This is a genomic window from Streptomyces sp. NPDC024632, from assembly GCF_055559175.1.
In genome coordinates this window covers 97134-116936 of sequence record NZ_JBVHLD010000012.1, presented here as the reverse complement: position 1 = coordinate 116936, position 19803 = coordinate 97134, and the positions used below count along the sequence as shown (strand labels likewise).

Annotated in this window: 18 protein-coding genes; 5 read left to right on the top strand and 13 right to left on the bottom strand. The window is 72.7% G+C overall.

Features of this window, described 5'->3' with window-relative positions; translation table 11 throughout:
• Nucleotides 1-50 precede the first annotated feature (50 nt).
• Genes mftC through mftA form a run of 3 tightly spaced genes read right to left on the bottom strand, consistent with a single transcriptional unit; the run spans nucleotide 51 to nucleotide 1764 of the window.
• On the bottom strand, nucleotides 51-1301 hold the full coding sequence (gene mftC, locus ACZ37P_RS24750) for a mycofactocin radical SAM maturase (protein ID WP_355340955.1): 1251 nt from the start codon (nucleotides 1299-1301) through the stop codon (nucleotides 51-53).
• A gap of 5 nt (nucleotides 1302-1306) precedes the next feature.
• Nucleotides 1307-1621 carry a mycofactocin biosynthesis chaperone MftB gene (gene mftB, locus ACZ37P_RS24745; RefSeq protein ID WP_467348646.1) on the bottom strand — a complete coding sequence of 105 codons (315 nt, stop codon included), beginning with the start codon at nucleotides 1619-1621 and terminating at the stop codon, nucleotides 1307-1309.
• 11 nt (nucleotides 1622-1632) lie between these two features.
• Nucleotides 1633-1764, bottom strand: a complete 132-nt coding sequence (gene mftA / locus ACZ37P_RS24740) for a mycofactocin precursor MftA (RefSeq protein WP_188281158.1) — start codon at nucleotides 1762-1764, stop codon at nucleotides 1633-1635.
• A gap of 160 nt (nucleotides 1765-1924) precedes the next feature.
• Here mftA and mftR point away from each other — a divergent pair, with 160 nt between their 5' ends.
• Nucleotides 1925-2503, top strand: a complete 579-nt coding sequence (gene mftR / locus ACZ37P_RS24735) for a mycofactocin system transcriptional regulator (protein ID WP_355340949.1) — start codon at nucleotides 1925-1927, stop codon at nucleotides 2501-2503.
• Nucleotides 2504-2686: 183 nt separating this feature from the next.
• Here the strand turns inward: mftR and ACZ37P_RS24730 are convergent, their stop codons facing one another.
• The 5 genes from ACZ37P_RS24730 to ACZ37P_RS24710 all read right to left on the bottom strand — a co-directional run bounded on the left by ACZ37P_RS24730 (nucleotide 2687) and on the right by ACZ37P_RS24710 (nucleotide 8767).
• Nucleotides 2687-5209: an ATP-binding cassette domain-containing protein gene (locus ACZ37P_RS24730; RefSeq protein WP_467348644.1), complete on the bottom strand. Its 2523-nt coding sequence runs from the start codon at nucleotides 5207-5209 to the stop codon at nucleotides 2687-2689.
• 74 nt (nucleotides 5210-5283) lie between these two features.
• Nucleotides 5284-5640: a VOC family protein gene (locus ACZ37P_RS24725; protein ID WP_467348642.1), complete on the bottom strand. Its 357-nt coding sequence runs from the start codon at nucleotides 5638-5640 to the stop codon at nucleotides 5284-5286.
• Nucleotides 5641-5850: 210 nt separating this feature from the next.
• Nucleotides 5851-6642, bottom strand: coding sequence for an ArsR/SmtB family transcription factor (locus ACZ37P_RS24720; protein WP_467348800.1), 792 nt, complete (start codon nucleotides 6640-6642; stop codon nucleotides 5851-5853).
• 210 nt (nucleotides 6643-6852) lie between these two features.
• Nucleotides 6853-7617 carry an MgtC/SapB family protein gene (locus ACZ37P_RS24715; RefSeq protein ID WP_355340942.1) on the bottom strand — a complete coding sequence of 255 codons (765 nt, stop codon included), beginning with the start codon at nucleotides 7615-7617 and terminating at the stop codon, nucleotides 6853-6855.
• A 157-nt stretch (nucleotides 7618-7774) separates the two neighbouring features.
• The gene (locus tag ACZ37P_RS24710) at nucleotides 7775-8767 is read right to left on the bottom strand and encodes a zinc-binding dehydrogenase (RefSeq protein ID WP_467348798.1); all 993 of its coding nucleotides are present in this window, start codon (nucleotides 8765-8767) and stop codon (nucleotides 7775-7777) included.
• 132 nt (nucleotides 8768-8899) lie between these two features.
• Between ACZ37P_RS24710 and ACZ37P_RS24705 the strand changes: the two genes are divergently transcribed.
• Nucleotides 8900-9571, top strand: coding sequence for a TetR/AcrR family transcriptional regulator (locus ACZ37P_RS24705; RefSeq protein ID WP_391044962.1), 672 nt, complete (start codon nucleotides 8900-8902; stop codon nucleotides 9569-9571).
• Between the two features lie 49 nt (nucleotides 9572-9620).
• Here ACZ37P_RS24705 and ACZ37P_RS24700 read toward each other — a convergent pair whose 3' ends face one another.
• From ACZ37P_RS24700 to ACZ37P_RS24690, 3 genes are all read right to left on the bottom strand, one after another.
• The gene (locus ACZ37P_RS24700; RefSeq protein WP_467348797.1) at nucleotides 9621-10439 is read right to left on the bottom strand and encodes an ABC transporter ATP-binding protein; all 819 of its coding nucleotides are present in this window, start codon (nucleotides 10437-10439) and stop codon (nucleotides 9621-9623) included.
• 160 nt (nucleotides 10440-10599) lie between these two features.
• Nucleotides 10600-11637, bottom strand: coding sequence for a FecCD family ABC transporter permease (locus ACZ37P_RS24695; protein WP_355340933.1), 1038 nt, complete (start codon nucleotides 11635-11637; stop codon nucleotides 10600-10602).
• Nucleotides 11638-11783: 146 nt separating this feature from the next.
• Nucleotides 11784-12896 carry a FecCD family ABC transporter permease gene (locus tag ACZ37P_RS24690; RefSeq protein ID WP_467348640.1) on the bottom strand — a complete coding sequence of 371 codons (1113 nt, stop codon included), beginning with the start codon at nucleotides 12894-12896 and terminating at the stop codon, nucleotides 11784-11786.
• Between the two features lie 394 nt (nucleotides 12897-13290).
• Between ACZ37P_RS24690 and ACZ37P_RS24685 the strand changes: the two genes are divergently transcribed.
• Nucleotides 13291-14325, top strand: a complete 1035-nt coding sequence (locus tag ACZ37P_RS24685; RefSeq protein ID WP_401853756.1) for an ABC transporter substrate-binding protein — start codon at nucleotides 13291-13293, stop codon at nucleotides 14323-14325.
• A gap of 22 nt (nucleotides 14326-14347) precedes the next feature.
• Here the strand turns inward: ACZ37P_RS24685 and ACZ37P_RS24680 are convergent, their stop codons facing one another.
• Nucleotides 14348-15130, bottom strand: coding sequence for an AraC family transcriptional regulator (locus tag ACZ37P_RS24680; protein ID WP_355340924.1), 783 nt, complete (start codon nucleotides 15128-15130; stop codon nucleotides 14348-14350).
• 150 nt (nucleotides 15131-15280) lie between these two features.
• Here ACZ37P_RS24680 and ACZ37P_RS24675 point away from each other — a divergent pair, with 150 nt between their 5' ends.
• Together ACZ37P_RS24675 and ACZ37P_RS24670 are read left to right on the top strand one after the other, a co-directional pair.
• Complete coding sequence (locus tag ACZ37P_RS24675) at nucleotides 15281-16990, top strand: ABC transporter transmembrane domain-containing protein (RefSeq protein WP_467348638.1); 1710 nt, start codon at nucleotides 15281-15283, stop codon at nucleotides 16988-16990.
• Nucleotides 16987-18867 carry an ABC transporter ATP-binding protein gene (locus ACZ37P_RS24670; protein WP_467348637.1) on the top strand — a complete coding sequence of 627 codons (1881 nt, stop codon included), beginning with the start codon at nucleotides 16987-16989 and terminating at the stop codon, nucleotides 18865-18867. The genes ACZ37P_RS24675 and ACZ37P_RS24670 overlap by 4 nt, the downstream gene beginning before the upstream one ends.
• Nucleotides 18868-18944: 77 nt before the next feature.
• Here ACZ37P_RS24670 and ACZ37P_RS24665 read toward each other — a convergent pair whose 3' ends face one another.
• Entirely contained in the window at nucleotides 18945-19619 is a 675-nt protein-coding gene (locus ACZ37P_RS24665; RefSeq protein WP_467348636.1) for a lytic transglycosylase domain-containing protein, read from the bottom strand.
• Nucleotides 19620-19803 lie beyond the last annotated feature (184 nt).

Here is a 19803-nt window from a genome sequence, read left to right as displayed (position 1 = left end):
GCTCCGTGACCGGAACCGGCGGCCGGGCCGGTGGGGCGGTCCCGGAGTGCTCAGACCGGACGGAAACCGGCGAGCGGATCCTCCGCGCAGTCGCTGACGGGCGGCCGGTCCAGATCCTCACGACGGGTGAGGGTCAGCGGGACCGGTCCCCGGCGCGGTGCGGGGGAAGTACGGTGTGAGTGGTCGACGGACGACTTCGGGACGGGTGTGTGCTGCGTACGGTTCGCGAGCAGTTCCTCGCCGTAGCCCTGCACGCACTCCGGGTCCGGCCCGTCCAGCGGCAGGCCGGTGAAGAACTTGGCCGCCATGCACCCGCCCTTGCAGGTGTCGAAGAACTGGCAGGAGGCGCAGGCGCCGCCCGACTGGGGCTCGCGCAGGCCGCGGAACAGCTCGGACTCGCGCCATACCTCGGTGAAGCCGCCGGGCTGGCGGATGTTCCCGGCCAGGAACTCCTCGTGGATCGCGAACGGGCAGGCGTAGACGTCCCCGACCGGGTCGATCAGGCACACCACGCGTCCGGCGCCGCACAGATTCAGGCCGGGCAGCGCCTGCCCGTAGGCGGACAGGTGGAAGAAGGAGTCACCGGTCAGCACGCTGTCGCCGTGCGCCACCAGCCAGTCGTACAGCTCGCGCTGCTGGTCACGCGTCGGGTGCAGCTCGTCCCAGACGTCGGCGCCGCGCCCGGACGGGCGCAGCCGGGTCAGCCGGAGCTGGGCCCCGTACCGGTCGGCGATGGCCTTGAACTCGTCCATCTGGGGGATGTTGTGCCGGGTGCACACCACGGACAGCTTGAAGTTCTTCATCCCGGCGGCGGACAGATTCGCCATGGCGCGCAGCGCGGTGTCGTACGAACCGGGGCCGCGGACCGCGTCGTTGACCTCGGCGGTCGCGCCGTCGAGGGAGATCTGCACGTCGACGTAGGAGTTCTCGGCCAGCCGGGCCGCGACCTCCGGGGTGATCCGGACGCCGTTGGTGGAGAACTTCACGCCCACGTGGTGGGCGGTGGCGTAGTCGACCAACTCCCAGAAGTCGGGGCGGACCGTGGGCTCGCCGCCGCCGATGTTGACGTAGAAGACCTGCATGCGTTCCAGCTCGTCGATCACCGCCTCGGCCTCGGCCGTGGTGAGTTCGCGCGGATCGCGGCGGCCGGAGCTGGACAGGCAGTGCGTGCAGGACAGATTGCAGGCGTAGGTCAGCTCCCAGGTCAGACAGATGGGCGCGTCGAGTCCGTACTCGAACAGGTCCACCAGCCGTTCGGCGCCGGGAGCGCGGGCGGGGGCATCCGTGGTCGTCGTGGTCATGGGGCTCACGGGGTCCTTTCCACCACCATCGACGACCTGGCGAGGGTCGCGAGGGCGCGGCCGTACCGCGGCACGTCGGCTTCGGTGACCCCGGCCGCCGAGCAGGCGGCCCGTGCCGTGGGGGAGTCCTTGAGGGACTGGACGACCGACAGCAGTCGCCGGTCCTTGAGGAACGAGAGTTTGCGCGTTCCGAAGTGGTACAGCAGGGCGCCGAACGGTTCCGGCCGGACCGAGACCTGCGGGTGCAGATCCCAGGGGCGGTCGAGATCCATGCCGGGCGCCGAGTCCGGGGCGTTCACCGGACGGTCCGTGCCGCTCATGGCGGGGCGGCTCAGTAGACGCCGCACATGCCGTCGATCGAGACCTCTTCGACCAGGTCGTCGGCCTCGATCACGGAATCCGCGGTGACATCCTCGTCGGCGGCACGCGGCTCGCCGGGCTCCTTGAGCTGAAGCTCTTCCATACCATGGCTCCTCAGTCGGGCGATGGTCGCAGGCGGGGTTGTTGTCGTCCGCCGTGCCTTCAATAATGTTCAGACTAATGGCACCCGGTGCCAAATGGAAGAAGGAAAATCCGTGAGGTCCCCAGCCGACGCTCCGAAACCGCCGTCGACCAGCACTCGCATGGGGCGTCAGCCCTCCACGACGGTGGACGAGCTGAGCCATGTGGCGCTGGAGCTGTTCGCCGAGCGCGGCTTCGCCGAGACGACGGTGGACGACATCGCCGCCGCCTGCGGCATCGGCCGCCGGACGTTCTTCCGCTACTTCCCGTCCAAGAACGACGTGCCCTGGGGTGACTTCGACGCCCTGGTGGAACGGATGCGCCGCTACCTCCAGCGCACCCCGCCGGACATGGCGCTGGCCGAGGCGCTGCGCGGCGCCATCGTGGAGTTCAACCGCTTCCCGGCCAGCGTCGTCCAGGACCACCGGCTGCGGATGTCCCTGCTGCTGAACGTGCCGACGCTGGTCGCGCACTCCACGCTGCGGTACGCCACCTGGCGGCAGGCCATCGCCGAGTACGCCGCCCGCAGGCTCGGGGTGGACGAGGACGACATGCGGCCGCAGGTGATCGCCTGGGCGGCGCTGGCCGCCTCGCTGTCGGCCTACGAGCAGTGGCTCAAGGACGAGGACGCGGATCTGCCGGCCCTGCTGGGCTCGGCCTTCGACATCCTCGGCGAGACCTTCTCCGGCGAAGGGCGCTGAGCCGCGCTGCGGGCAAGGGTGTTGTGCCGGGCTCGGGTCCAGGGTGTCGAGCCCGGCTCCCCGGCGAAGGGCGCTGAGTCGGGCCTCGATCGCGGGTGTTGAGCATGCCCTCGGCCAGCCGCGGTGCGCCTGGCCGCCGTTGGCGTGAGCGCACCGCAAGGTCGGGCGCCCGCGACGGGTACGTCAGGCGCCGACGTACGCCGCGAGGTGTTCCCCGGTGAGGGTCGAGGCGTCCGCGACCAGGTCGGCGGGGGTGCCCTCGAAGACGACCCGGCCGCCGTGGTGACCCGCGCCGGGGCCCAGGTCGATGATCCAGTCGGCGTGCGCCATCACCGCCTGATGGTGCTCGATGACGACGACGGACTTGCCGGAGTCGACCAACCGGTCCAGCAGGCCCAGCAGTTGCTCCACATCGGCGAGGTGCAGGCCGGTGGTCGGCTCGTCCAGCACATACACACCGCCCTTGTCCGACATGTGCGTGGCCAGCTTCAGCCGCTGCCGCTCGCCACCGGACAGAGTGGTGAGCGGCTGGCCGATGCCCAGATAGCCCAGGCCCACATCGGCCAGGCGCCGCAGGACGGCGTGCGCCGCGGGGGTGTGCGCCTCGCCGCCGCCGAAGAACTCCTCGGCCTCGGCCACCGACATCGCCAGCACCTCGCTGATGTCGCGCCCGCCGAAGCGGTAGTCGAGCACCGACGCCTCGAACCGCTTCCCCTCGCACTCCTCGCACGTGGTCGCGACCCCGGCCATCATCCCCAGGTCGGTGTAGACGACGCCCGCGCCGTTGCACGTCGGGCACGCGCCCTCGGAGTTGGCGCTGAACAGCGCGGGCTTCACCCCGTTGGCCTTCGCGAACGCCTTGCGGATCGGGTCGAGCAGCCCGGTGTACGTGGCCGGGTTGGACCGCCGCGAGCCGCGGATCGCGCCCTGGTCGATCGACACCACCGCCGTGCTGTCGGCGCCCTTGACCTGCGCGCCCTTGACCAGCGAGCCGTGGATGAGCGAGCTCTTGCCGGAGCCCGCGACACCGGTCACGACGACCAGCACGCCGAGGGGGACATCGACGTCGACACCGCGCAGATTGTTCGTGGTCGCGCCGCGGATCTCCAGCACGCCGACCGGTTCGCGGACCGTCTTCTTGAGCGAGGACCGGTCGTCGAAGTGCCGCCCGGTGAGGGTGCCGCTGGTCCGCAGCCCGTCGAGGCCGCCCTCGAAGCAGACCGCGCCGCCCGCCGTACCGGCGCCGGGCCCCAGGTCGACCACATGGTCGGCGATGGCGATCGTCTCCGGCTTGTGCTCCACGACGAGCACCGTGTTGCCCTTGTCCCGCAGCCGCAGCAGCAGGTCGTTCATCCGCTGGATGTCGTGCGGGTGCAGACCGGCGGTCGGCTCGTCGAAGACGTACGTGATGTCGGTGAGCGCCGACCCGAGGTGCCGGATCATCTTCACGCGCTGCGCCTCGCCGCCGGACAGCGTGCCCGCGGGCCGGTCGAGCGCGAGATAGCCGAGGCCGATCTCCACGAACGAGTCGAGGGTCTGAAGCAGCGCGGTCAGCAGCGGGGCGACCGAGGGCTCCTTCAGCTCGCGGACCCACTCGGCCAGGTCACTGATCTGCATCGCGCAGGCGTCGGCGATGCTGATCCGCTTGATCTTCGAGGACCTGGCGCCCTCGCTGAGCCGGGTGCCGTCGCACTCGGGGCAGGTGGCGAAGGCGACCGCCCGCTCCACGAACGCCCGGATGTGCGGCTGCATCGCCTCCTTGTCCTTGGAGAGCATCGACTTCTGGATCCGGAGGATCAGCCCCTCGTACGTCATGTTGATGCCCGCGATCTTCATCCGCGTCGGCTCGCGGTGCAGGAAGTCGTGCAGCTCCCTCTTGGTGTACTTGCGGATCGGCTTGTCCGGGTCGACGAAGCCGGACTCCTTGTACAGCCGCATGTTCCAGCCGTCCGAGCCGTAGCCGGGGATGGTGATGGCGCCTTCGGAGAGCGACTTCGTGTCGTCGTAGAGCTGTGCGAGGTCGATGTCGGAGACCGTGCCCCGGCCCTCGCAGCGCGTGCACATGCCGCCGGTCCGGTGGAAGGTCGCCTTCACCGCCGTCTTCGAGCCGCGCTCCACGGTGATCGCGCCGCTCGCGCTGACCGAGGGGACGTTGAACGCGTACGCGCCGGGCGGGCCGATGTGGGGCTTGCCGAGGCGGCTGAAGAGGATCCGCAGCATCGCGTTCGCGTCGGTGGCGGTGCCGACCGTCGACCGCGGGGCGGCGCCCATCCGCTGCTGGTCGACGGTGATCACCGTGGTCAGCCCGTCCAGCACGTCGACGTCGGGCCGTGCCGTGGTCGGCATGAAGCCCTGCACGAAGGCGCTGTAGGTCTCATTGATCAGCCGCTGCGACTCGGCGGCGATCGTGCTGAACACCAGCGAGCTCTTGCCGGAACCGGAGACCCCCGTGAACACCGTCAGACGGCGCTTGGGGATCTCGATGCTGATGTCTTTCAGATTGTTCACCCGCGCGCCGTGCACACGGATCAGGTCGTGGCTGTCGGCCGGACGCACCGCGGACGGCCGGGTCGTCCCGGCGCTTTCGGCGGCCTCGTCCGCGCCGGCGGGTGCGGCGGTCCTGGCAGGCTTGGCGGTTTTGGCGGTCCTGGCGGTCTTGGTGGTTGCCGCGGCTGTCGGCCTGGCCGTCTTCTTCGCCGTGCTCATCGTCTCTCCATGACGTCAGGTCGACCGGCGGGCGTCGTCACCCGGCGCGTGGCCGGACTCGCGCGGGTCGGCGGTCATCGGTCCTGGAGGATACCGAGGACATTGCCGTCGGGGTCGGTGACGGTGGCCACCAGCCGGCCGCCGCCCACGTCCGACGCCGCGTCCTTCACGGTGGCGCCCGCGGCGGTCAGCTCGGCCAGCTTCGCCTCGATGTCCGACACCTCCCAGTACACCACCGGGGACGTCAGACCCTGCGGGCCGCCGCCCGGCACCAGCCCGATGTGCTGGTCCCCGGTCTCGAAGCCCACGTAGTACGACTCGTCGGTCTGCGGCTCGATGCCGAGCAGCGCCGCGTACACCGCCTTCGCCTTCGGCAGTTCGGACACGGGGTGCAGCACGGTCTTGATGCCCTGGGTGGTGGTGCCGGTCATGATCGCTCCTGTGGTCGCGGGCCGCATGGACCCGGTGTTTCCGTGCCGAGTTCCCCAGACGTTCGGGGGCTCGGCGTCCATGCGATTCACGCTACGGGCGGGCGCCGGGATTCGCTTCTCCATTCCTGACCGGTCCCGCGCCGCCCTCGCGACCGGCCCTTTCCCGCCGGTGCCCTCGGCCCGGTGGTCGGTGCCCCGCGCCCGGTGTGCTCAGGCGCGGGCGGTGGGGGACATCTCCCAGGGCGCCTGCGGCAGCACCTCACCGGTTTCGAGCAGCGACTTGAGGTTGGCCAGCACGGCGGGCCAGCCCCGCGAGATGCCGTTGAACATGTCCGTATTGGGCAGCTTCTCGTGGGTCACGGTCAGCCGCACGATGTCCTGGTGCGGCTCGACGAGGAAGGTGACCTCCGACGGCTCGCGCGGCGGCTCCTTGCCGACGGAGTCCTCGAAGGTGAGGACCAGGCGCGTGGGCGGCTCGGCCTCCCGCACCTGGCCGACGGCGTCCACGGCGCCCGAGCCGTCGGCGCGGCGGTGCTCCCAGGCCGAGCCCGGCCGCCAGTCCGAGACGTTGGCGTGTCCCCAGTACCGCGCGGTCAGATCGGCGTCGGTGAGGGCACGCCACACCTGCTCGGGCGTCGCCCGGATGTAGGTGACGTAGACATAGGTCGGTACGGATACGGATTCGTCGGTCATGGCGTTCTCCTCTGCCAGGTTCTTGATGGCGCTCAGGGCCCGCAGCCGGGGCTTGTCGAACCCCGAGATCCAGCGTTCCTCGATGTCGTGGATGGGTGCCGGATTCAGGTAATGCAGCCGCTCCCGCCCACGGCGCACCACGGTCACGAGATTGGCCTGCCCGAGCAGGTCGAGATGCTGCGTCACCGACTGGCGGGCCATGCCGAGACGCTCGCACAGCTCACGCAGCGTCTGACCGTTCTGTTCCCGCAGCCGGTCCAGCAGGAGTCGCCTGGTCGGGTCGGCCAGTGCTTTGAAGACCGGGTCCATCTCGCTCGGTTCTGGGCTCACCTCTCCATTATGCAGGTATCTGCCTGCCTATTGTCAACGACGCAGGTCAGGGGCGAGGTCAGGGGCGAGGTCAGTGGCGCGGGCCAGTGACGTGGGCCCATGGCTCAGCTCGGGGACTCGGCGCGGCGGCACCGTCCACGCGGCGCCGGGCGCCGCGCTGTCGGGGCAGGGACGAGGGCGCGTCCCCGGTCAGTCGTCGGATTCGTCGGCGACCGACGAGACGCTCAGCAGCTCCTCGAACTCGGACAGGCCCGCGACCAGGTGCTCGGGGCTGCCGGTGCCCTCGACGTCGACCGCGACCAGGGCGGTGCCGCCCTCGGTGGGGTGCCAGTTCTCGTCGTCGGGGTGCTGGGCGGCGCGGTCGACGCGGACCTGGACGACGCGGAAGCCCTGGGTGGCGGTGTATTCGAGGACGCGGGTGAGGACGCCGGTGCCGATCCGGTACGCGAGGTGGATGCGGGTGCGCTCGGGGGTGGCGAGGACCGGGACCCGGCGGGTGAGCCACGGGTAGCCCTGGACGACCAGGAAGTGCGCGAGGGTGACTCCTATGGCCAGCAGCGGGAGACCGCCGCCGCAGGCCATGCCGACCGCGCAGGTGAGCCAGACCGTCGCCGCGGTGGTGAGGCCGCGGACGGCGTCGCGCCGTACGAAGATCAGGCCGCCGCCGATGAAGCCGATGCCCGAGACGATCTGGGCGGCCACCCGCGACGGGTCGAAGGAGACGGCCTGCATGCCCAGCACGGCGTTGAACCCGTGCTGGGACACCTCCATGAACAGCGCGCTGCCGACACCGACGAGGGTGTGGGTGCGCAGTCCCGCGCTCTTCTGCTGCGTGGCGCGCTCGGCGCCGATCAGGGTGGACAGCAGCAGGGCGAGGCCCAACTCGGCGAACTGCCTGGCCCCTTGGCCCGCACCGGGATCGAAAAGCGGCAGAGCGAACGAAATATGCTGCATGAGGAGATCCTGCCACTGGCCACGGCGGCGGCGCGGAACCGGCTCTCCCACGCCCGGTTGGGCGGATCAGCGCATCAACCGATGAGCGCGTAACGGGACGGGCGGCCTGTGGAGCCCGCGCCGCGAGCGACTGCCCAGCTCTGGATGGCGGTTCGGGTTACGGCGTCAGGACGATCCGGCCGAACACCTCGCCCGCGTCCATCTTCCGGTGCGCCAGCGCGGCCTGCTCCAGCGGCAGCACCTCGTGCACCGCGAGAGGCAGCTCACCGCGGCTCGCGGCGGCGAACTGCGTGGTACGCACGGCGGTCAGATCCGCCGCGGCCACGGTGTCGGTGCTGAAGGTGGCGAACGACAGGGACTTCTGGAAGGCCGCGATCATCGCCATGCCGAAGTCGGCGGGCGGCGGCCCGCCGACCACGCCCACGGTCACCATGCGGCCGTTCGGCCGGAGCCGGCCGAAGAAGGACGGCAGGTCCGCGCCCGCGACGATGTCGATGATGACGTCGTATCCCCCGGGAGCGTCGTCGGAAGTGTCGTCGGCACCGGAACCGCTGCCCATGGTGTCGCCCGAGCGGTCCAGCACACGCGTCGCGCCGAGTGCGCGCAGCCGCTCGCCCCGCTCGGCCGACGATGTCGTGACCGCCACCGCGGCGGCGCCCGCGCGGGACGCCAGATGGACCGTCATGATCCCGATGCTGCCCGCCGCGCCGCGCACCAGCACCGACTCGCCGGGGGCGAAGCGGGCGTGGGCCAGCGCGAAATGGGCCACCGCGCCCGAGTTGCCGAGCGTCACCGCGTCCACCGCCGACAGCCCGTCGGGCAGCGCGAGGACCGCCTCGACCGGGACGGCCGCCTGCTCGGCGTAACCGCCGCTGAGCCCGGTGAACGCCCACACGCGCCGCCCGATCCACGACGTGTCGACGCCGTCGCCGACCGCGGTCACCGTACCGGCCGCCTCGCTGCCGAGGATGTGCCCCTCCTTGAAGCCGTACGAGGCCAGCGTGCCCCTGCGGATCACGGCGTCCACGCCGCCGACACCGCTCGCCTCGACGCCGATGAGCACCTGCCCGGCGGCGGGCGCCGGGGCGGGGAGGTCGACGACCGCCATGCCCTCGGGGCCGCCGAACGTCTCGATCGCGACTGCCTTCACCGTCTGCTCCCTGCGCTGGTCCACGGCCGTTCCCGGCCCTCGTGGTCCGCGCCCGTCCGGAACCCGGCGGCCCGCGGACCTGGTGCTTCGGACGGTAACGGACGCCGCCGTCCGTTTGGCTAAAGTGAGAGCGTGACCGACGAATTGCCTCACACCCTGCGCTCCGACGCCCTCGACAACCGCGAGCGCATCCTCGAAGCGGCTCGCGAGGTGTTCGCGACCGAGGGGCTGAACGTGCCGATGCGGGAGATCGCCCGGCGCGCCGGAGTCGGCCCCGCCACCCTCTACCGCCGCTTCCCGACCAAGGAGACGCTGGTCACCGAGGCGTTCACCGGTCAGTTGCGGGCCTGCCACGACATCGTGGACGAAGGGCTCGCCGACCCGGATCCCTGGCGCGGCCTCTGCCTGGTGATCGAGAGGATCTGCGAGCTGCACGCCCGCGACCGCGGCTTCACCGCGGCCTTCATGTCGACGTTCCCGCACGCCGTCGACTTCGACGCGGGCCGCGAGTACGCGCTGAAGGCGGTCGCGGAATTGGCCGCCCGCGCCAAGTCCACCGGCCGCCTGCGCCCCGACTTCGTGCTGGACGACCTGATCCTCGTCCTCATGGCCAACAGCGGCATCCACGCGCCGTCACCCGCGGCCCGCGTCGCGGCCTCCCGGCGCTTCGCCGCCTTCGCGATCCAGGCGTTCCGGGCGTCCCCGCAGCACGCGCCGCTCCCGCCCGCGGCACGGCTGTCACCCGTACCGCCGGTCATCCCCGTGGCGCCCGCCCGTACGCCGACCGCCGCGCCCCGCCGCTAGGGCCTGTCCCGCCAGAAGCTCCGGCCCGCGTACGTCAAGCCGGTCGAGGTCAGTCGGTCGCGGTCGGCCGGTGTACGCGGTGGCGGCCGATCGGGAGGATCAGCGGCGTCCGCGAGACCTCGTCGGTGACGATGCGGCACTCCATGCCGAAGATGTCGCGGACGGTTTCCTCGGTGACGACCTCCGAGGGCGGGCCCTCGGCGGCGATCCGGCCGTCCTTCATCGCGATGAGGTGATCGCCGTACCGGCAGGCGAGGTTGAGGTCGTGGAGGACCGTGACGACGGTGGCGCCGCGCTGCCGGTTGAGGTCGGTGACCAGGTCGAGGACCTCGACCTGGTGGGGGAGGTCGAGATACGTGGTCGGCTCGTCGAGGAGCAGGACGCCCGTGCGCTGGGCGAGGGCGACGGCGATCCACACGCGCTGCCGCTGGCCGCCGGACAGTTCGTCCACCGAGCGCTCGGCCAGGTCGAGGGTGTCGGTGGCGGTCAGGGCCTCGGCGACGGCCTCGTCGTCGGTGGCCGTCCAGCGCCGGAACCAGCCCTGGTGCGGGTAGCGTCCGCGCCCGACCAGGTCGATGACGCGGATGCCGTCCGGCGCGACCGGGGTCTGCGGAAGGATGCCGAGCCGGGCGGCGACCTGACGGGTGGGCAGGCGGTGGATGTCCTGTCCGTCGAGCAGGACCTCGCCCGAGGTCGGAGCGAGCAGCCGGGCGAGGCCGCGCAGCAGGGTGGACTTGCCGCAGGCGTTGGGGCCGACGATCATCGTCACCCGCCCGGCGGGGATGTCGGCGGTGATGCCGGTGACCACGGGCCGCTGGTCGTAGCCGAGCCGCAGGTCACGGGCGGCGAGCGTGCTGGGCGCGTCCACCGCGCCCTTTCCGTACGTCTCGGCCCGCGCGTCGGCCTCCCGCTTCCCGTACGTGTCGCCCCCGCTGCCGTATGCCTCCGCCGCGCCGGATACGCCGTCCGTCGCGGCGGCCGGCCGCGCGGGCGCGCCCTGCTCTGTCGTGTCCGTCATCGCGGTGTCCTCATCCTCCCTGCCCGACCCGGTTGGCCCGGGCCAGCAGCCACAGCAGACCCGGGGCGCCGAGCACCCCGGTGATCACACCGACCGGGAATTCGGTCGGGCCCAGCAGGTGCTGCCCGGCGAAGTCGCAGCCGAGCATGATGACCGCGCCGGTCAGCGCGGACAGTGTCAGCGCGGGACCCCGGCCGTGCACCAGACGGCGGGCGACGGGACCGGAGAGAAAGGCGACGAAGGCGACCGGCCCGGTCGCCGCCGTGGCGACCGCGGCCAGACAGACCGCGAGGCCGATCAGCACCAGGCGGCTGCGCTCGACGCGTACCCCGAGGCCGGTCGCGCTGTCGTCGCCGAGCCCGAGCACCGGCAGCGAACGCACCGCCAGACAGACCGCGGGCAGCAGCGGCAGCAGGCACAGCAACAGGGCGCGGGCGAGCGGCCAGTCCGCGCCGTTGAGGCTGCCGGTGAGCCAGAGCAGTGCCTGCTGCGCGGTGTAGATGTCGGCCCTGGTCAGCAGGAAGGACACGATGCTGGAGAGCCCCGCGGCCACACCGATGCCGACCAGTACGAGCCGGTAGCCGGTCACCCCGCGCCGCCAGGCCAGCAGGTAGATCGCCAGCGCGGTGGCCAGCGCGCCCGCCACGGCGAGTCCCGACACCGTCGCGCCGCCGAGTCCGAACACGACGATCGCCACCACGGCCGCCGCGCTCGCCCCGGAGGTGATCCCGATGACGTCGGGGCTGGCCAGCGGGTTGCGGATCAGCGTCTGGAACACCGCGCCCGACAGGCCGAACGCGGCGCCCGCCGCGACCGCGGTGACGGCCCGCGGCAGCCGCACCTTCAACACGATGAAGTCGGTGGCCGCGTCGCCCCGCCCGGCCAGCGAGCGCAGCACGTCGGACAGCGGGACGGAGTAGCTGCCGACGCACAGCGAGGCGCACAACAGAGCGACGGCGCACAGCACGAGGACGAGTGCGACGGCGCTGGTACGCGCCCTCGGCCGGTGCCGCGCGGCCCGTATCGCGCGCAGGGTGTCGGCAGGCACCGTCGTCCGGATCGCACGGTCCGAAGCGGCGGTGTCCCAAACGGCGCTGTCCGCAACGGCGCGGCCGGTTGGTGGTTCGGGGGTCGGCGCTTCGGGGGTCCGCGGTCCGGGCGGCACGGACGTCTGCGGGTCGGAGGTCGGTCTCACTAGAGCCCCGCCTGCCTTCCGCGCCGGACCAGCACGATGAGCACCGGCGCACCGAGCACCGCGGTGACGATGCCGACCTGGATCTCGCCGGGCCTGGCCACGATGCGGCCGAGGACGTCGGAGACCAGCAGCAGAGCCGGGGCGATGAACAGCGAGTACGGCAGGATCCAGCGGTGGTCGGGGCCGGTGAAGGAGCGGACGACGTGCGGAACGGTCAGCCCGACGAAGCCGATGGGACCGGCGAGCGCGGTCGCGGCGCCGCACAGCAGCACCACGGACACCGCGCAGAAGATCCGGGCGGCGGCGACGTTCGCGCCGAGCCCGCGGGCGGTGTCGTCGCCGAGGCTCAGGGTGTTGAGCAGCCGTCCCGATCCCAGCGCGCACACCGCGCCGACCAGGAGGAACGGTCCCGCCTGGCAGGCCACCGGGAGATCGCGCCCGGCCAGCGAGCCGACCTCCCAGAACCGGAACCGGTCGAACGTCGCGGTGTCGGTGAGCAGGACGGCGGTGGTGAGGGAGGTCAGCCCCGCGCTGACGGCGGCGCCCGACAGCGCCAGCTTGACCGGTGTCGCGCCCTCCCGGCCGAGCGAGCCGACCGAGTAGACCAGCAGGGCCGCCGCCGCGGCGCCCACGAAGCCGAACCACACGTAGCCGGTGAAGGAGGTGATCCCGAAGACGCTGATCGCGGTGACGACGGCGAGCGAGGCCCCGGCGTTGACGCCCAGCAGGCCGGGATCGGCCAGCGGGTTGCGGGTCAGACCCTGCATCACCGTCCCCGCCAGGCCCAGCGCCGCACCGGCTATCAGACCGACGACCGTACGCGGCAGCCGCAGCGAGGTGACGATGGTCTGGTCGTCGTTGCCGGAGTCGTGGTGGAAGACGGTGTCCAGGACCGTGCCCAGGGGGACGGACTTGGCGCCGATCGCCAGGCTCGCGCCGACCGCGAGGGCGAGCACGACCGCGGCGACGATCAGCCCGGCGCCGAGCGCGGCCGTACGATCACGGCGGGGTGAACCGTGCGCGTTCGCGGGGGAGCCGGTCGCGGCCGGGCCGGGAGGGGCCCCGTCGGCCGGTACCGGGGCGGGCCCGCTGCGGGCTCGCAAGACGTTCATGGGCCAACTCCTCGGCGGACTCACCCGGGCGGAAAGTAAGGGCAGGCTAACTTAAGCCGTGCGGTCGTTCTGCCGCCCCTTGGGGGGAATCGAGCCGCCCGGCGGCGGCGGACAGGCCGTAGGAAGACATCTTGTGTCGCCGAACGGACACTCCTGAGTGGTCCTGCCCGATCGGGCCGATGCTCCGTGCGGCCGTTCCGTCGTCGCACCGGAGTGCGGAATTCCGTGCCGCGCAGGGGAGTTGGCGAGACCGCGTCCGTACGGCGGCGGTAGCGGCCGGAGGCTGCGGGTGACCTTCTGCCGACACCGACTGGCCGAGGCCAGAATCCACCCCGGAAAGCCGCGCTTAGGGTAACCAAAGTTAGGTAAACCTAAGTTCTGCTCGGAGGTCCTCATGTCGTCCCTGCCGCCCGGCCCCTCCTCGTCGCGCCTCGCGCGTCCGACCCGCCGCACCCTGCTCGGCGCGGGCGCGGCGGGCGCCGCGCTCCTCGGCCTCGCCGCCTGCGGATCCGGCGGATCCGGCTCCTCGGACAGCGCTTCGGCCGGAACCAAGGGCGGCGGCAAGAGCGGCGGGAAGGCGACCCGTACCGTCGACTCCGCCAAGGGCCCGCTGGAGATCCCGGACAAGCCCCAGCGCGTCGTCGCGATCAACGACTTCCCGATGTCCGCGATCTTCGACCTCGGCCTGACCCCCGCGGGCCTGTTCAACGCGGGGGAGGAGTACGTCCCGCAGCGCGACCTGGAGCGCTGGAGAAAGATCCCCAAGGTCTCCAACGGCGTCGGCGGCGCCATCGAGGTGGAGAAGGTCGCAGCCCTGCGCCCCGACCTGATCATCGGCATCGACGTCCAGGCCAACCTGCCGTACAGCCAGCTCAGCGAGCTCGCGCCGACCGTCCTGCTGCCCTTCTCCAAGTCCAAGGCGCCCTGGCGTGACATGTCCGACCAGACGGCGGCGGTCCTCGGCGTACCGACCGCTCTCGACAAGCTCAAGGGCCGCTACGCCCAGCGCGTCGCCGAGATCAAGCAGAAGCACGCGGACGTCCTCGGCCGCGTCCACTGGGATCTGCTCCAGGGCGGATTCGACGAGGGCCAGTGGTGGCTGTACGGCGTGGGGTCGCCGATCGGCGGCATCCTCAAGGAGGCGGGCGCGCAGTTCGCCACCGCCACCCAGCGGCTGGCCGAACAGCAGCCCGTCTCCTACGAGTTGATCACCGCCAAGCTCTCCGACGCGGACGCGATCTTCTACTACACGACCAACGACGGGAAGCCCGCCAACCTCGGGCCCAAGCTCTTCGCCCAGAAGTCCTTCAAGCAGCTCGCCGCCGCCAAGGCCCACCACCTCTACGGCAGCGACTACTTCCTGCCCGGCGGCTACGAGGACGCGCTCGGCGTGCTCGACGACTTCGAGAAGGCGCTGACCTCGCTGTGACGGCGCTGCCGCGGGACCGGTCTCAGCGGGGCGAAGCGGAGAAGTACGCGCCCGGTGTGCGGCCGGTCTCCTGGCGGAAGGCCGCGATGAACGAACTGGGCGTGGAGTACCCGACCTGGAGCGCCACCGCCGCCAGCGGCCGGTTGCCCGCCATGTGCTCCAGCCCGGCGCGCAGCCGTGCCCTGGTGCGCCAGCGGCCGAACGACATCCCGGTCTCGGAGCTGAACAGCCGCGCGAGCGTACGGGCGCTGGCCCCGACCTCGCGCCCCCAGTCCTCCAGCGGCCGGTGGTCGGCGGGCAGCGCCAGCAGCGCCTCGGCCACCTTGCGGGCCCGGCCGTCCACCGGCATCGGGAGGTCGATCGTCGTTACCCCCACCGGCCGCAGCAGGTCGAACATCACCGCCTCCGCCCGCGCCCTCGGCTCCGGCTCCAGATCCGGGTCCGCCAGGTGCGTGATCAGCTCGCGCAGCAGCGGCCCCACCGCCACCACCGTCGGCTGCGACCACGCCAGCGGGCAGCTCTCGGGATGCACGTACACACTGCGCATCCGGGCGGTGCGGCTCGCGCTCGTCGTGTGCGGCACCCACGCCGGTATCCACAGCGCCAAGGTCGGCGGCAGCACCCACGAGTGCGCGCCGATGTCCACGGCCAGGACACCGGTCGGCGCCCACACGAGCTGGTGCACATCGTGCTCGTGCTCGCCGAAGCGCTGGCCGCGCGCCATGTCGAAGTTCACGACGCGCAGCGCCTCGGCGCGGGCGGGCGGCGTCGAACCCTCGGCGACGGCATGGCTGTTCAGCGACATAAGTCAGCAGCGTAGCTCATTTACGACAGCCCGGACCGACCCGTAACCTCGCGGTGGCCGCCGCACGTACCACCGTCCGGCGGCCGTACGCACGACGCACCACCCACCGGCCAAGGTCCCCGCGGGCCTGGAAAGAGCGCACACCTCGCCATGCCCCAGACACCGCCCACCGCCGCCGTCACCCCCGCCGCCGACCCCGGCCCGCTGCGCGCCGCGGCGCTCCACGTACGCGGCAGCCTCACCGCTGCGGTGCTGCTGCGCAGCGGACATCTGGCCGGTGAGGCGCTGGTGCCGGTGGTGGTCGGCGTCGTCATCGACCGGGCGGTGGACGGCGGCTCCGGCCGGGAGCTGGCGGCCTGGCTCGCCGTGCTGGCCGCCGACTTCCTCGCGCTGTCGCTGTGCTTCCGCTTCGGCTCCCGCGCCACCGTCGCCGCCGCCGAACGCTCCGCGCACGCCGTCCGCGTACGGCTCACCGACCGGATGCTCGCGCCGGACGGGACGGCCGTACGGGACCGGATGCCCGGCGACCTGATGTCGGTCGCCGTCTCGGACGCGCAGAACGTCGGCAGATTCACCACGTCCGTCGTCCAGGCGATCGCGTGCGTGTTCGCGCTCGTCCTCGGCGCGGCCCTGCTGCTGCGCATGTCCGTCACGCTCGGCCTGCTGGTGCTGCTCGGCACGCCCGCCGTCCTCGTCGCGGTGCATCTGCTCGGCCGACCCCTGGAGCGCCGCGGCGCGGCGGAACAGGCAGCCGCCGCCCGCGCGTCGGGCACCGCGGTCGACTTCGTCGCGGGACTGCGGGTCCTCAAGGGCCTGCGCGCGGAGGGCCCCGCGTACGCCCGCTACGTCGAGGCCAACCGGACCAGCCTGCGCGCCACGATCTCCGCCGCCCGCTTCGAGGCGCTGATGGACGCCGCCGCCGTGCTGCTCGGCGGAGTCCTGGTCACCGCGGTCGCCCTGGTCGGCGGGCGGCTCGCCCTCCAGGGCCGGATCAGCCTCGGCGACCTCATCGCCTGCACCGGCCTGTGCCAGTTCCTGCTCGGGCCGACCCAGGGCCTCATCGCCGTCGGCCCCGACCTCGCCCGCGCCCGCGCCTCCGCCGGACGCGTCACGGCGGTGCTCGACACGGCGGGCGCGCCCGGCGCTCCCGCCGCGGCCAAGGACGCCCCGGAGGCCGACTCCCCGGCGGGCCCGCGTGGCGCGCTCGAACTGCGCGCCCTCACCTACGGGCGGCTGCGCAAAATCGAACTGAGCGTCGCGGCGGGGGAGCACGTGGGGCTGGTCGTGCCGGACCCGGCCGCCGTCGCCGACCTGATGGCGTGCCTGCGCGGACAGGCGGAGCCCGAGAGCGGCGCCGTCCTGCTGGACGGCACGGCGGCCACCGACCTCACCGGGGCCGCGATACGCGAACGCGTCCTCGTCGCACCGCACCACCCGTTCCTCTTCGACGGCACGATCCTCGACAATCTCGGCTCCGGGCCCGAGGGAACCCTTCCCCGGCCCGCCCCCGACGGCCTGCTGCCCGCCGCGGGGGACACCCGCGTCGGCGAGCGCGGCGCCTTCCTCTCCGGCGGCCAGCGCCAACGCGTCGCCCTCGCAAGGGCGTTGGCCGCCGACCCGCCGATCCTCGTGCTCGACGACCCGACCACCGCGATCGACTCGGTCACCGAGGCCAGGATCGCCCGCACGGTCACCGACGAGCGGGCGGGCCGTACGACACTGATCGTGACCACGTCCCCCGCGCTGCTCGCGGCCTGCGCGCGTACCGTCCTGATCACCGAAGGCGCGGTGGTGGCCAGTGCGCGGCACGCCGACCTCACGGCGGCCGAACCGGCTTACCGGGCGGCGGTGTTCGGGTGAGCGCGCAGACCGAGCGGACCGGGGAAGCGACCACCGTCGCCGACCTGCTGCCCGTCGCGACCCCGGCGAGAACCGGCCGCGCGGTGCTCGAACTCGTCCGCCCGCAAAGGGCGTTCGCCCTCCTGACCGCCGGGGTCTTCGTCGCCGAGGCACTGGTCGGCCTGGTCGGGCCGCTGGCGCTCGGCCGGATCGTGGACGTGGTGCAGCAGCGGCGCGGCGAGGGACCGGTCTACGTAGCCGCGGGCGTGCTGCTGGCCGCGGTGCTGGCCCAGGCCGTACTGACCGCGATGGGCCTGCGGCTGACCGCGCGGGTCGGCGAGACCGCCCTGGCCCGGCTGCGCGAACGCGTCATCGAGAGCGCCTTCGCCCTGCCCGCGCAGCGCGTCGAACAGGTCGGCGCGGGTGACCTCGCCGCGCGGATCGGCGACGACGCCTCCCTGGTGGCGGGCGCGCTGCGCGGCGTGCTGCCCAGTGTCGCGGGCGCCGCGCTGACCATCGGCTTCACCGTCATCGGACTGACCGCCCTCGACTGGCGGTTCGCCCTGGCGGGGCTGTGCGCCATGCCGATCCAGACAGCCACCATGCGCTGGTACTTGCGCCACTCGGGTCCCCTCTACGCGGCCCAGCGCGTCGCGGGCGGCGAGCGGACCCGGCAGATCCTCGAATCGGTGTCGGGCGTCGAGACCGTACGGGCCTTCCGGCTCACCGAACGGCACACCAAGCGCGTCGCGGACCGCTCGGCCGCCGCGATGGGCTACGCCCTGCGCGCGGTCACCCTGCGCTCGCGCTTCTACGGCCGCCTCAACGCGGCCGAGTTCACCGGCCTCGGGCTGATCCTGTGCACCGGCTACTGGCTGGTGCACGCCGGCCACGCGGGCGTCGGCGAGGCCACCGCCGCCGCGCTGCTGTTCGTCCGGCTCTTCGACCCCGTCAATGTGCTGCTGGGGCTCGCGGCGACCGCGCAGGAGGCGGCGGCGGGACTCGCCCGGCTGGTCGGAGCGGCCGACCTCGCACCGGAGCCCGCCGCCGAGCCGGGCGTGACGGCCGTACCCGCGCCGCGGGAGTCCGCCGCCGAGCCCAGCGCGACGCCCGTACCCGCGCCGCGGGAGCCCGCCGCCGACCCCGCACAGGGCCCGGCGTATCTCCTCGACGCGCGGGACATCCACCACGCCTACCTGCCGGGACGGCCCGTGCTGCACGGCGTCTCGCTGCGGCTGGCCCCCGGCGAGCAGGTGACGCTGGTCGGCACGACCGGCGCGGGCAAGAGCACCCTGGCGAGGATCGTCGCGGGCGTCCATCCGCCGACGTCGGGTCAGGTGTCGGTCGGGGCCACCGGGCGGGCGGAGCGGCCCGCCGTGCTGCTGCTCGACCAGGACACCCACGTCTTCGCCGGTACGGTCGCCGACAATCTGCTGCTGGCCCGGCCGGACGCGGACGAGGCGGCGCTGACAGCGGCTCTCGACGTGGCGGGCGCCCTGGCGTGGGTCCGCGCGCTGCCCCAGGAGACGGCGACGCGGGTCGGGTCGGGCGGCATGGCGCTCACCGCCGTGCAGTCCCAGCAACTGGCGCTGGCCCGGCTGGCGTTGGCCGATCCGCCGATCGCCGTGCTGGACGAGTCGGCGGCCGAGGCGGGCAGCGAGGGCGCCCGCACGCTGGAGGCCGCCGCGCGCGAAGTGCTCGCCGGACGCACGGCGTTGGTGGTGGCGCACCGGCTCACGCAGGCCGCCACCGCGGACCGGGTCGTGGTGATGGACGACGGCCGCATCGTCGAGGAGGGCCCGCACGACGAACTGGTCGCCGCGGGCGGCCGGTACGCCGAGCTGTGGTCGGCCTGGTCGTCGCGGGCGACCGCGCCCGCCACGCCTCCGGTGTCCTGAGCCGCGACACCCGGAGTCCAGCACCAGGCATGAGGCACCAGCCACCAGCCATGAGGCACTCGGCGTCCGCCGAGCGGTCAGCCGGAGCCGCGCACGTCCCGTCCCGCGGCGGCCCAGTTCGAGGTCAACTGGTCGAGATAGGACTGGGCTTGTGACCCGGGGGTGACGCCTCGGGCGAAGGCCAGCATGTTGCCCGCGCCGGTGTTGTAGCCGAGCGCGATCAGCTGATTCACCGTCAGTGAGGTGGAGCGGTGGGCGGGGAGCTGGGCGGCCAGGTCGTGCAGATACCAGGCCGCCGACTCGATGGCCAAGCCGGTGTCGTCGGGCAGCTCGTCCCAGTCGCGGCCGGCGAAGTCGCGGCCCCGTCTGGTCTCGTCGAAGGTGGCCTTGTGCATGTTCGCGATGCCGAAGGCGGCGTCCGGCTTGAGCTTCTGCCAGGCCCGTTGGAAGGCCGGGTCGTGCGGCTTGTAGTCCTCGTTGTAGAGGATCGCCATCAGCACCTGCGGGTCGACCCCGGCGCGGGCCGCGTACCGCTTGACCTGCGGCGCGTACCGCCCGAGACCGTCGCTCGCGGAGACCGAGGGTTCGGCGGACGTGCTCGGCGCGCTGCTGCTCGGCCGGGCGGAGCCGCCGGCCGCCGACCGGTCGGCGGCGTCGGGGCTGTGCCCACGGCCGCCCGCGGCCCATCCGGCGACCACCAGGGTCGCCAGGACGACCCAGGGCCACCGCTTCCGGGGCTTGTCGACCGCCACTGTCCCGCCGCCTTCCGTCACCGCACGGTGCCACCGTACGGACTCGCCCCGCGACACGCGCGTCCGCCGCGTCGCGAGGGGGTACCGACCTCCGCCGCAGGTCCGGGCCTGGACCTGTGAGCACTTCAAAGATTGCGCAATCAAGGAACCGCGTCGCGTGGATCCTCGTTCTTCTCAGTAGAGG

Excerpts from the sequence above, each read along its gene's own strand:
- mftB (WP_467348646.1), bottom strand. The coding sequence starts at position 1,621 with ATGAGCGGCACGGACCGTCCGGTGAACGCCCCGGACTCGGCGCCCGGC.
- ACZ37P_RS24715 (WP_355340942.1), bottom strand. The coding sequence starts at position 7,617 with ATGCAGCATATTTCGTTCGCTCTGCCGCTTTTCGATCCCGGTGCGGGC.
- ACZ37P_RS24720 (WP_467348800.1), bottom strand. The coding sequence starts at position 6,642 with ATGGACCCGGTCTTCAAAGCACTGGCCGACCCGACCAGGCGACTCCTG.
- ACZ37P_RS24675 (WP_467348638.1), top strand. The coding sequence starts at position 15,281 with ATGCCCCAGACACCGCCCACCGCCGCCGTCACCCCCGCCGCCGACCCC.
- ACZ37P_RS24725 (WP_467348642.1), bottom strand. The coding sequence starts at position 5,640 with ATGACCGGCACCACCACCCAGGGCATCAAGACCGTGCTGCACCCCGTG.
- mftC (WP_355340955.1), bottom strand. The coding sequence starts at position 1,301 with ATGACCACGACGACCACGGATGCCCCCGCCCGCGCTCCCGGCGCCGAA.
- mftR (WP_355340949.1), top strand. The coding sequence starts at position 1,925 with ATGGGGCGTCAGCCCTCCACGACGGTGGACGAGCTGAGCCATGTGGCG.
- ACZ37P_RS24685 (WP_401853756.1), top strand. The coding sequence starts at position 13,291 with ATGTCGTCCCTGCCGCCCGGCCCCTCCTCGTCGCGCCTCGCGCGTCCG.
- mftA (WP_188281158.1), bottom strand. The coding sequence starts at position 1,764 with ATGGAAGAGCTTCAGCTCAAGGAGCCCGGCGAGCCGCGTGCCGCCGAC.
- ACZ37P_RS24690 (WP_467348640.1), bottom strand. The coding sequence starts at position 12,896 with ATGAACGTCTTGCGAGCCCGCAGCGGGCCCGCCCCGGTACCGGCCGAC.
- ACZ37P_RS24680 (WP_355340924.1), bottom strand. The coding sequence starts at position 15,130 with ATGTCGCTGAACAGCCATGCCGTCGCCGAGGGTTCGACGCCGCCCGCC.
- ACZ37P_RS24730 (WP_467348644.1), bottom strand. The coding sequence starts at position 5,209 with ATGAGCACGGCGAAGAAGACGGCCAGGCCGACAGCCGCGGCAACCACC.